The 11,440-nt window shown below is 70.1% G+C and carries 10 protein-coding genes and 1 pseudogene; 8 read left to right on the top strand and 3 right to left on the bottom strand.

The annotated features are described in order from the left end of the window. On the bottom strand, positions 1-276 hold a 276-nt coding region (locus D7V80_RS43935; RefSeq protein WP_370452504.1), incomplete at its 3' end, for a phytanoyl-CoA dioxygenase family protein. Between D7V80_RS43935 and D7V80_RS16640 the strand changes: the two are divergent. Continuing rightward, a pseudogene (locus tag D7V80_RS16640) lies at positions 171-1,646 on the top strand (ATPase); the annotation flags it as partial. The gene D7V80_RS43935 and the pseudogene D7V80_RS16640 sit on opposite strands and share 106 nt — an antisense overlap. On the opposite strand, the gene D7V80_RS16645 reads toward D7V80_RS16640, so the two are convergent. Both D7V80_RS16645 and D7V80_RS16650 read right to left on the bottom strand, forming a co-directional pair. Beyond that, positions 1,586-2,434, bottom strand: coding sequence for a WbqC family protein (locus D7V80_RS16645; RefSeq protein ID WP_120589095.1), 849 nt, complete (start codon positions 2,432-2,434; stop codon positions 1,586-1,588). The pseudogene D7V80_RS16640 and the gene D7V80_RS16645 overlap by 61 nt on opposite strands. A 20-nt stretch (positions 2,435-2,454) precedes the next feature. Beyond that, positions 2,455-3,252 (bottom strand): phytanoyl-CoA dioxygenase family protein, encoded by a 798-nt coding sequence (locus D7V80_RS16650; protein WP_120589120.1) that lies wholly within the window; start codon positions 3,250-3,252, stop codon positions 2,455-2,457. Between the two features lie 127 nt (positions 3,253-3,379). Between D7V80_RS16650 and D7V80_RS16655 the strand changes: the two genes are divergently transcribed. From D7V80_RS16655 to D7V80_RS41805, 7 genes are all read left to right on the top strand, one after another. After that, the gene (locus tag D7V80_RS16655) at positions 3,380-4,342 is read left to right on the top strand and encodes an alpha/beta fold hydrolase (protein ID WP_120589096.1); all 963 of its coding nucleotides are present in this window, start codon (positions 3,380-3,382) and stop codon (positions 4,340-4,342) included. A gap of 160 nt (positions 4,343-4,502) precedes the next feature. Then, a complete protein-coding gene (locus tag D7V80_RS16660; protein WP_120589097.1) occupies positions 4,503-6,350 on the top strand; it encodes a lamin tail domain-containing protein in 1,848 nt (615 codons plus the stop codon). An 86-nt stretch (positions 6,351-6,436) separates the two neighbouring features. Next, positions 6,437-7,222 carry an exodeoxyribonuclease III gene (locus tag D7V80_RS16665; RefSeq protein WP_120589098.1) on the top strand — a complete coding sequence of 262 codons (786 nt, stop codon included), beginning with the start codon at positions 6,437-6,439 and terminating at the stop codon, positions 7,220-7,222. A gap of 29 nt (positions 7,223-7,251) precedes the next feature. Beyond that, on the top strand, positions 7,252-8,031 hold the full coding sequence (locus tag D7V80_RS16670) for a 1-acyl-sn-glycerol-3-phosphate acyltransferase (RefSeq protein ID WP_014396775.1): 780 nt from the start codon (positions 7,252-7,254) through the stop codon (positions 8,029-8,031). Positions 8,032-8,180: 149 nt separating this feature from the next. Beyond that, positions 8,181-9,749: an ATPase domain-containing protein gene (locus D7V80_RS16675; protein ID WP_120589099.1), complete on the top strand. Its 1,569-nt coding sequence runs from the start codon at positions 8,181-8,183 to the stop codon at positions 9,747-9,749. 2 nt (positions 9,750-9,751) lie between these two features. After that, entirely contained in the window at positions 9,752-10,120 is a 369-nt protein-coding gene (locus D7V80_RS16680; protein ID WP_120589100.1) for a response regulator, read from the top strand. Positions 10,121-10,310: 190 nt separating this feature from the next. Next, positions 10,311-10,649, top strand: a complete 339-nt coding sequence (locus tag D7V80_RS41805; protein ID WP_158616648.1) for a hypothetical protein — start codon at positions 10,311-10,313, stop codon at positions 10,647-10,649. Positions 10,650-11,440 lie beyond the last annotated feature (791 nt).

Genomic DNA, 11,440 nt, shown 5'->3' on the forward strand with positions numbered 1-11,440 from the left:
GAACGCGCGCCGCCTCTGTCCGGGCCTGCCCCGACCGGAGCGGTGCCAGACGTGGTTGTGCACGAGCAGCGCCTCTCCGGCCCGCACCGGCAGGGGCACCACGTGGGCCTCCGCGTCCGCCGCCTCCCCCCGCGCAGGAGCCTGAGCGTCGCGCGGCCCCCGGCATGGAGCGCCGAGGCCCTCCAGAGGCGGATCGCCGGGGTCCCCCGGAAGCGGACCGCCGTGGCGCGCCGCCAGGAGGACCCGGGCCCGACCGTCGTGGATCAGCGCCGGCACCGCCGCAGAACTACGTGGGCCCGGAGCGGCGCGGCTTCCGGCGCGGTGAAGCGTCGGATGCGCCGGTGACGAACCGCTTCTGGCCCGCGCAGCCGAAGACGCTCCAGGAGGCCGGCCTCAACGCGACGTTCGTGGAGGAGCTGGTCCTCAAGGCCATCTTCTTCGCGGGCGAGATGCGCGGCATGGACGTGGCCACGCGCCTGCAACTGCCCACCACGCTGGTGGACGAGGTCATCGAAGGCCTGCGCCGGCAGAAGTACATCGACATCCGCGGCGGTGGCGGATCCGGTGTGGGCCGCTCCACGATGATCTACCAGCTCACGACCTTCGTGACGGACGTGCTGCGGCAGATCCTGGACCGCAACCGCTACAACGGTCCCGCGCCCGTGCCGTTCAACGAATGGGTCGCCGCCGTGAAGCAGCAGACCGTGCGCGGCAATCGCATCACCCGCCATCGCATGCAGGACAAGTTCGGCGACCTGATCATCCGCGACTACATCTTCGACGGCATCGGTCCGGCGATGAACTCCGGGCGCGCCATCTTCTTCTATGGCCCCCCGGGCAACGGCAAGACGGCCATCTGCCAGGGCATGGTCAATTGCTACGAGGGGGACATCTTCGTCCCGCACGCGCTGCTCATCGACGACTTCGTGGTGAAGATGTTCGACGCGAACATCCACCGCGCGATGGAGGACGAGCCCGGCATGCCTTCGTATGACCGCCGCTGGGTGCGCTGCCGCCGTCCGCTCGTGGTGGTGGGCGGTGAGCTCACGCTGGAGATGCTCGACCTCGTCTACACGCCGGAGGTGAAGTACTACGAGGCGCCGTTCCAGATGAAGGCGTCCAACGGGATGCTCCTCATCGACGACTTCGGCCGGCAGAAGGTGTCCCCCAAGGATCTGCTCAACCGGTGGATCGTCCCGCTGGAGAGCGACGTGGACATCCTCACGCTCCACACCGGCAAGAAGATCCAGGTGCCCTTCGACGTGTTCGCTGCCTTCTCCACCAACCTGGACCCCAGCGCCCTGGTGGATGACGCCTTCCTGCGCCGCGTCCGCTACAAGCTGGAGGTGCAGCGCCCGGACGAAGAGCAGTTCCACGAGATCTTCCAGGTGATGTGCAAGAAGCGCGGCGTGCCCTACGACGCGCGCGCCGTGGACTACCTCATCGACGAGCACTACCGCCCGAACCACCGGCCCTTCGCCGCGTGCCAGCCTCGCGACCTGTTGGATCAGGTCATCGACATGGCGAACTACCAGGGCCAGCCGCCGCGCCTGGATCCCGCGCTGCTGGACGCCGCCGTGCGCAGCTACTTCGTGCGCTTCGACAAGCCGGCGGACTCCACGCCCACCGCCGCGTCCGCTGGCTGAAGTGGCTGGGGGCCGTCCCCCGCGAACGGCCCCCACGGCGACGGCTGGAGCCACGTGCGCACCGTCTCCACGGGCACGTTGGCCAGCACGTCCACGATGGACAGCCCCGTCACGAAGCGCCCCTCGCGCCCCTGCGCGTAGTCCGGGTGACGGAAGCGCTGCCACAAGAGGCGCACGTCCACCGCGCGAAAGCGCTCCGGCTTCAGGTACACCGTGGAGCCCGTCCCCGAGTAGTACGTGTGCGCGCCCGTCTGGAGGCAGTACTCCACCAGCCGCTGCGTCTTGTCCTCGCCCCGGCGCTCCAGCGTGGAGGAGAGCACCAGGTTCGGCTCCAAGCCCAGCGGCCCATGGAACAGCGCCATGCTGGACAGGAGCACGCGCAACAGCGACCCCGGGCCGGACTCGCGCGCGGCGGCGTCGTAGAAGGGCTCCACGAGCGGCAGCACCTGCGCGCGGAAGTGGGGCCTGCCTCCGTAGAGCGTCACCAGCGCCTGCAGGTGTTTGCGCGCCCAGGGCTGGCTCGAGTCCACCGACAGGTCGCGGATGCGCGTGTCGCGGTGCGGATCCTCCAGCGGGATGGACAGCCACTGGAAGCCCGGTTCGGACGGGGGCGGCGTGGGCACGCCATGAGGCAGGGCGACGCGCGTGCGGCGCTGCCAGCCGCGCCGGAGCCACTGCACGTCGTCCAGCACCACCAGCGTGCCGGCGCGGGCCACCTGCTCGTAGAAGTCCACCCACGGCAGGTAGTGGGGCTGCTCGGCGACGAGGACTCCAGGGTGTCCGGACACGCCCCGGATGATAGGGCCTTTCAGCCGCCGCGCACCGGGTGACGGAACATCGAAGGGAACACGCGCGGGGCCTTCTTCTTGCGCACGCAGGTGGTGTCCGCGCTCATGTAGCAGGCGGAGAACGCGCGCCGCCTCTGTCCGGGCCTGCCCCGACCGGAGCGGTGCCAGACGTGGTTGTGCACGAGCAGCGCCTCTCCGGCCCGCACCGGCAGGGGCACCACGTGGGCCTCCGCGTCCGCCGCCTCCACGCGGTCCGGGGGAATCACGCCGCCCAGCGCCGTCACCAGGCCCGCGCGGTGACTGCCGGGGATCACCTCCAGACAGCCGCCGCCCTCCGGCGCGTCGTCCAGCGCGGTCCAGATTTGCAGGTCCGGCTCGCGCGTGAGGCCCCACAGCTTTCCGCCGTCCTGGTGGAAGGGCAGGTTGCTGCCGCCCGCGGGGCCCTTGTGGAAGAGGATGGCGCGGTACAGGACGATGTCGCCGGGGATGCGCGCGCGGGCGATCCGCTCGAACAGCGGGTTCTCCATCCACGCGAGGAAGCGCGGATCCTTCTCCAGCTTCTCCAGCTTGCGGTAGTCCAGGGACGGGCCCTGCCAGCCCAGTCCCAGGGGCGCGTCCTCGTAGCGGCCGGTGGTGGCGTCCGGCTGGAAGAACATCCCCGGGTACACCACGCGGCCGAGCATCAGGTCGTCCGCCCGCTCGCGCAGCGCCTCCACGCCCGCGTCGTCCAGCACACGGCCCAGGCGCGCGAAGCCGTGCGCCTCGTAGTGGGCGAGCACGGCCGCCACGTCCAACCCTTTCGCCTCCACGCTGAGCATCGCGCGCACCATTGCCTGGAGGCCCGGGCGCGTCCAGCACGGCCTGCGCGGACGGGGGAGGGTGCCCTCGGGGGAACGGGCTGTCGGCCCTTGCACCCGCGCCTGCCCGGCCGCATGGTGGGCGGGGATGCCCTACCGTCGCGCCACGCACCTCGTCTCCGCCCCGGATGGCACCCGGGTGGCGGTCCACACCCACAGCTCGGGCATGCCGGAGGAGGGCCGCGACGCAGCGCTCGCGGACCGCCCCACGGTGCTGCTGACCAACGGCATCGGCACGTCGGAGAACTTCTGGCGCCACATCGTCGCCGACCTGGAGCAGGACCACCGCGTGGTGCACTGGGACTACCGCGGCCACGGCATGAGCGAGGAGTCGCGCGACAACGACTACCGCGTCCAGGTGCACGTGGACGACCTGGAGCGCGTCACCGAGGCGGCCATGGCGCGCGGCGACGGCCAGCCCCCGCATCACATCGCCTTCTCCATGGGCGTGCGCATCCTGCTGGAGCTGTACCGCCGTCGGCCGGATCTGGTGCCGTCCATGACGCTCATCGCGGGGACGCCGGGCGTGCCGGGCTCGGCGGATCCGCGCTGGGGCTCACGCGTCGCCTTGTCCGCCGCGAAGGGGATGCTGGCCGCCGGAACGCCCTGGGTGCCGGTGGTGGCGCCCGCGGTGAAGGCCTTCCTCGCCACCCCGCTGGCGGATCCGCTGGCGCGGGCCGTGGGTGCGCTGCGGCCCCGGGCTCCGCGCGAGGACATCGCCGAGTTCCTGGACGCGCTCTACCACATGAGCGCGCAGGCCTACTGGCGCACGCTGCGAGGCCTCACGGAGGGCCACGCCTGGGACGTCCTCCCGTCCATCCGCGTGCCCGTGCTGATCATCGCCGCGAGCAATGACGTCCTCGTGCCCCTGTCGGAAGTGCAGCGGCTGCACCGCGCGCTGCCCCAGGCTTACTGGCTCCAGGTGGATGACGCCGGCCACGCGGGCCTCCTGGAGGCCGGGACGGAGATCGCCCAGTCCGTTCGGGGCTTCCTGGATGCGCATGGATTGAGGGACTCAGCCTCCCCGCAAACCCGCGGAACCCCTGGCTGAAACCGGGCTGGCCCGGACGACCCACCCGCACTGTCAGGTCTTGAGAAACCGGCGACCCGGAAGGTTCCGTGGCCGTGATCCAGAAGTCACGGGGAGGGGTTTGCGTCGGCCTGTAATTTTGTGGTTTGTGAGGAGGCTCAGTACTCAACACGGAGTCTTCATGTCCTGGTCTTCCCGGCACCTGCTGGTCCCATTGTCAGCGGTGCTGTTGGTGTTGTCGGCGTGCGGTGGTGATGACGACAAGAACCCTGTCTGCGGCAACGGCATCATCGAGAGTGGCGAGGCGTGCGACGACGGCAACCGCGTCGAAGGCGACCGCTGCAACAACAGCTGTCAGGTGACGACGCCCACGACCGACGCGGGCACCAACACGGACGCGGGCACCGAGACGGACGCCGGCACCGAGCAGGATGCGGGCACGGAGACGGACGCCGGCACCGAGCAGGACGCGGGCACGGAGACCGACGCCGGCACTGAGCAGGACGCGGGCACGGAGACCGACGCCGGCACCATCGACGCGGGCACTGAGACGGACGCCGGCACGGAGATCGACGCGGGCACCGAGACGGACGCCGGCACGGAGATCGACGCCGGCACGGAGATCGACGCGGGCACCGAGACGGACGCCGGCACGGAGATCGACGCGGGCACGGAGACCGACGCGGGCACCGAGACCGATGCGGGCACCGAGACCGATGCCGGCACCGAGACGGACGCCGGCACCGAGACGGACGGCGGCGCCATCGACGCGGGCCCGGCTCCGGATGCGGGCACGGACGCGGGCACGGAGACGGATGCGGGCACCGACGCGGGCACCACCGCGACGCTGAGCGCCCTGGAGCCGGCCGCGGTCTTCGCGCGCTCGGGCACCACGGGTGAGACGATTCCGGAGTCGCTGTCGGTGACGCTGAGCGCCGAGGCCACCACGGACGTCGTTGTCCAGGTCGCCTCGTCCAGCCCCTCGGTGGTCGTGGCCAACAACGGTCAGGTGACGGTGCCCGCGGGCACGCGCACCGCGGCGGTCATCGTGACGGCGGACGACGCGGCGGGCTCCGCCAAGGCGACGCTGACGGCCACGCTGGGTGGCGATTCGCGCACCGCCACGGTGCGCGTGCTGGGTGCGACGGAAGCGGCCGCGCTGGCGTACCTGTCGCCGGAGACGGTGTCGCTGTCCTCAGGACAGACGGCCAACGTCACGGTGACGCTGGACATCCCGGCCGCGGCCGCCACGGTCGTGGAGCTGTCCACGACGGGCAACGTGGGCACCGTGCCGGCCACCGTGACGGTGCCGGCCAACGAGATCTCCGCGAAGTTCACCTTCACCGCCGGCGCGTCCGGTTCGACGGGCACCATCGTGGCCACGCTCAACGGCCAGTCCGTGTCCGCCCAGGCGAAGGTCACCGCCGCCCCCACGACGAACCACGTCGTGATCAGCGAGTTCGCCGTTGCCGGCTCCGGTGGTGCGAACGACGAGTTCATCGAGCTCTACAACCCGACGAACGAGCCCGTCGTCATCGCCGGCTGGAAGCTCCAGTACAAGAGCGCGGACGGCAAGTCCTACAACAATACCTATGCGCTGCCCTCGGGGGCGACCATCGCAGCGCACGGCTTCTACCTCGTGACGGGCGGCTCCTACTCCGGCGGGACCACGGTCCCGGGTGATGCGTCGTTCGGCACCACCCTCCAGTTGGGCGGCTCGGTGGGCCACATCCGCCTCGGCAAGGCCGGGATCGGCAACCAGCCGACGGACGCCCTCGCGGTGGACACGGTGGGCTACGGCTCCACGGCGGACTCCGCGGAAGGCAGGAGCCCCGTCACTGGGTCTCCGGGCGCGGCCGGCAGCTTCGAGCGCAAGGCCAACGCTGGCTCGTCCGCCGCGACCATGGAGGGCACCGGCGCGGACGCGACCAAGGGCAACAGCTACGACACCAACGTGAACAGCGCGGACTTCATCGTCCGCAAGGCGCGTGACCCGCAGAACAAGGCGAGCGGCACCGAAGTCCCTTGACGCACTGAGCAGTGACCGGCCCCCACCGTCCGTCCAGGAACGGTGGGGGCTGGAAATACCCGCGCGCTTTCGCCATAAGCGGGGGCGTGCGAGTCGTCTCCTGGAACGTCAACGGTCTGCGCTCCATCCACCGCAAGGGCTTCCTCCCGTGGCTGTCCAAGGCCCGGGCGGACATCGTGGGGCTGCAGGAGGTGCGCGCCCGCGTGGAGCAGCTCCCCGCGGAGGTCCGCGCCCCCCGCCGTTGGAAGACCCACTTCGTGGCCGCGGAGCGCCCCGGCTACAGCGGCGTGGGCCTCTTCAGCCGCCACGAACCGGACGACCTCACCACCACCCTGGACGCGCCGGAGATGGACGCGGAGGGCCGCCTCCAGTTCGCCCGCTTTGGCAAGCTCACCGTGGTCAACGGCTACTTCCCCAACGGGAACGGGAAGGACCGGGACCTCTCCCGCATCCCCTTCAAGCTGGACTTCTACCGCCGCCTCTTCGCGCGCCTGGAGAAGCCGCTGCGCGACAACCAGCGCGTGCTGGTGATGGGGGACTTCAACACCGCCCACCAGGACATCGACCTGGCGCGCCCGCGCGAGAACCGCGAGACCAGCGGCTTCCGCCCGGAGGAGCGCGCGGAGTTCGACCGGTGGATCCGCGCGGGCTGGGTGGACACCTTCCGCCACTTCAACGCGAGCGGCGGCCACTACTCCTGGTGGAGCCAGCGCGCCGGCGTGCGCGAGAAGAACATCGGCTGGCGCATCGACTACGTGCTCGCCACCCCCGCGGCGCTCGCCTTCGTGAAGAAGGCGGCCGTGCACTCGGACGTTCACGGGTCGGATCACTGCCCGGTGAGCGTGGATCTGGACCCCGCGGTCCTCACCTGAAAACCCCTCATGCCCAAGGGACACCTCTCATGAACGCACTGCTCTCCATCTGGACCTGGCTCGAGGTGGCCCTCGTCGCCCTGGTGGGCTTCTTCGTCCAGCTCTTCCTGCTCCTCATCACGTTCCTGTTCGACAAGCGCCGCTACGTGGTGGGCCGCTGCTTCCGCGTGGTGGGGGTCACCGCCGCGAAGCTCACGCCCTTCTGGCGCTTCGGCGTGCATGGGAACGTGCCGGACCGCGTGGCGCCCAACACCGTGGTGGTGAGCAACCACGAATCCAACGCGGACTGCTTCCTCATCTCCTTCCTGCCGTGGGAGATGAAGTGGCTGGGCAAGCGGAGCCTCTTCAAGGTGCCCGTGGTGGGCTGGATGATGAGCATCGCGGGGGACGTCCCGGTGGAGCGCGGCGACCGCGACTCGGCCACCGGCGCCATGGCGCGCTGCAAGCAGTGGCTGGACAAGGGGATGCCGGTGATGATCTTCCCGGAGGGGACGCGCTCCAAGACGGACGAGCTGCTGCCCTTCAAGGACGGCGCCTTCCGGCTCGCCATCGAGAACCAGGCGGACGTGTTGCCCCTGGCGGTGAGCGGCACGCGGCTCGCGCTGCCCAAGCACTCGTGGCGCTTCGCCACGTCGCGCGGACTGGTGACGGTGGGCACGCCCATCTCCACCAAGGGGATGACGCTGGATGACGTGGAGTCGCTGAAGAACCAGGCGCGCGCCCAGATTGAAGCCCTGCGCGCGTCGCTCAAGCCGCTGACGGGGGGCGCGGCTCCCGTCCCGGCGACGGACGCCAACGCCGCCCGCTGAGCGGCCGGCGGGCCGGGCCTGCGTGTTCGTCCACGAACGCACGCTCCCCAGATTGTTGAGCCTTCACGCGGGGTCTGGACTATGGAGTCCACCCGGGGCCGCTCCTCGCGCTCCGGCCTGGCGCGTGACGCCCGGGAAGGAAGCGTGTGATGACGCCGGGCGGTGCACGCGAAGAGCAGCGGGTGTCCACGGGCATTCCCGGCCTGGACACCGTGCTGTGCGGCGGCCTGCGCAAGGGCCGCATGTACATGGTCCTGGGCCTGCCGGGCGCGGGCAAGACCATCCTCGCCAACCAGATCTGCTTCCATCAGGCGGCGCAGGGCCACCGGGTCCTCTACCTCACGCTCCTGGCCGAGTCGCACACGGAGCTGGTGAGCAACCTCCAGACGCTGTCGTTCTTCGACCCGGCCTGCGTTCCGGGGAAGATCAGCTACCTGAGCGCCTTCACCATCCTGGAGCAGGGCGGGTTGGACGCGCTCGCGGAGCTGGTGCGCAAGGAGATCAAGGCGCACAAGGCCTCGCTGCTCGTGCTGGACGGACTGCTGGCGGCGGAGGAGCTGGCGCCGTCGCGGCAGGCGCTCAAGAAGTTCATCCACGGCCTCCAGGTCGTGACGGGCCTCATCGGCTGCACCACGGTCGTGCTCACCACCGGGGGCGGCAAGGGCCTGCGCGCGGAGCACACCATGGTGGATGGCCTGCTGCTGCTCCAGCAGCGGACCTTCGGCGTGCGGACCCTGCGCGAGCTGAGCGTGCGCAAGTTCCGGGGCAGCGCGTACAAGCTGGGGCAGCACGGCTTCGAGATCACCGGTGACGGGCTCACCGTCTATCCCCGCCTGGAATCCATGGTGGACGGCAACCTGGTGCCCGGCGCGGGGAGGCGCGAGCGCGACGCCTTCGGCGTGGCCGGCCTGGACTCGATGCTCAAGGGCGGCGTGCCCTCGGGCTCCACCACCATCCTCCTGGGGCCGCCGGGCAGCGGCAAGACGCTGCTGGGCCTGTGCTTCCTGGCGGAGGGGGCCCGCCAGGGGGAGCGCGGCCACTACTTCGCCTTCTACGACGCGCCGGAGCGGATGCTCGCGCAGGCGGCGGGCGTGGGCCTGCACCTGCAACCCCTGATGGAGCGGGGGGACCTGGAGGTGAGCTTCCGGCCGCCCACGGAGAACATCCTCGACAAGCTGGGCACGGAGCTGTTGACCATCGTCCGCAGCGGCCGGGTGCGCCGCGTCTTCCTGGACGGCTATGAAGCGCTCCGCCGTGCCTCCACTCGCAGTACGCGGGTGGCGCGCTTCCTGGCGGCGCTCGTCAACGAGTGCCGGGTGCGCGAGGTGACGCTCCTCTACACCGCGGAGGCCACCTCCGCCTTCGGGCCGGAGGTGAAGTTCCCGCTCAAGGGCATCTCCATGGTGGCGGAGAACATCCTGTTCCTGCGCATGGTGGAGCTGCACTCCGGGCTGCGCCGTCTCATCGCGGTGCTCAAGGTGCGCAACAGCGCCTACGATCCCGCCCTGCGCGAGCTGGAGATCACGGACAAGGGACTCAACGTCGGCCAGCCCTTCGCGGAAGGGCAGATGTTGATGACGGGGCTCGCGCGCACGCGGTCTCCGGAGCCGACCCCCTTGCCGAAGCCGCGCCGCAAGCCGCGCGCGGGCACTGTGTCCTCTGCCAGGGCGACGCCGCCGAAGCCGCGCCGCACCATCCGCAAGCGCCGAGGCACGTGACCATGGGGCCCGTCCTCATCGTCGACGACGAGTTCGGCATCGTGGAGGCTGTCCGCGACCTCTTGTCCGACGAAGGCTATCGCACGGCCACCGCGCTCAACGGCCGCGATGCCCTGGAGCGGATGCGCCAGGAGCGCCCGTCGATGGTGCTGCTCGACTACATGATGCCGGTGCTCAACGGGCCCGGGGTGCTGGAGTCCATGCAGAAGGACCCGGCCCTGCGCGACGTCCCGGTGGTGATGATGAGCGCCAGCCCGCCGGACTTCTGGCAGCACCTGCCGTGCGCGGGCTTCCTGCCCAAGCCCTTCGACATCGAGCAATTGCTCGACGTCGTCCGGCGCATGATCGGTCCGCCGCCGCTGACGCACTGAGAGCCTGACAGGGATTGAGGGCAGTCGCGACCCATGGCCTTGACAGTCTGGCCATGGACAATCTATGTCGCCGCGTTCACTGGGGGACACTTCAATCATTGGCGCCCTCACGTCCGTCATCGACTGGGAAGGCGTCTTGAAATCTCTCTGGTGTGTGTGTCTCCGGTCCCCCTGGCTCCTGGGAGGGCTGATGGCGGGCGTCCTGGCCTGCTCCGCGGAGTCGCCGGCCCCGGCCCCGGCCATCGAACCCTCGCCCGTCCTGGCCGAGCACCGTACGGCGCTGGCGGAGACCGCCTCGAATGAGGTCGGTGAGGACTGCACGAAGCACGGTGCCTCCGGATGCAAGTCAGGCCTCTGCCTGCACACCGGGGCACTGCCCGACGAGGGCTATTTCTGCAGCCAGACGTGCACCGGCGAAGCCCAGTGCCCCGCGCAGTGGAAGTGCTCGCGGGTGCATCCCGGAGCCAGCGCCCGAGTCTGCATCCCCCCCGCGGAGTGGAAGGGCGCCGTGGCGCCCTCCCGCGGCTGATCCGCTCTCTTTCCTTCAAGCATTCTTCTCCGTCGGAGACGGCGATGCCTTTGTCTGTCCGGATGTTGTTGTTGTGTGTCCTGTGTCTGTTTTCCTGGGGAGCGGCGGAAGCAGCGCCCACGTGCTCCGGGGGCTCTGTCAGTTCCTGCACCAACGCTGGAGGCTGCCGGGGCGTCATGTACTGCACGGCGCCTCCAGGGCAATTGGGAGAGTGGGGTGACTGCGAGCCCCACAATCAGCCCCAGGCATGTTCCGCGTGCGGCGCGGGGGGAACGGCCACCTGCGTGAACAACGAGCGCCTGGGTCCATGTCAGCCTGCCACGGCACAGGCGCTGGACGCTTGCGGCAACGGCTGCGATGACAACCGGGACGGCGCAGCGGACGAAGGCTGCTCGGGCGCCACGTTCGACTACTGCGAGCTTCGACCAGGGTCCGGATATGTCCGCTGGACCTGCGGTTGTGGGGATGGGCTGAACGTCGGCTACTGCCTGGGCTCGGGGGACTCCCAGGCCTCGTGCAGTGGCCCGAACGGATGCTTGAAGGCCCCGAGTTTCGGGCTTGACGGCACCTCCCAGGCCGGAGGGAACTTCCAGTGCTGCGTGTCCAGCAAGTCCTGCAGCGAGACAGGCTACATCGCGGGCGAAATGCACTGCGCTACGGGAAGCTCACAGAACTTCCAATGCGCGCCCGGTGGCACCTCGTGTGAAGACAGCAACGCGTGTGGCAACACCTGCGCGGGCATCAAACCCCAGATTGATTCCGTCACGGGGGCGAGGACCCTCAGCGGCACG

It is taken from the genome of Corallococcus sp. CA054B (genome assembly GCF_003611625.1).
GTDB classification, from domain to species: domain Bacteria; phylum Myxococcota; class Myxococcia; order Myxococcales; family Myxococcaceae; genus Corallococcus; species Corallococcus coralloides.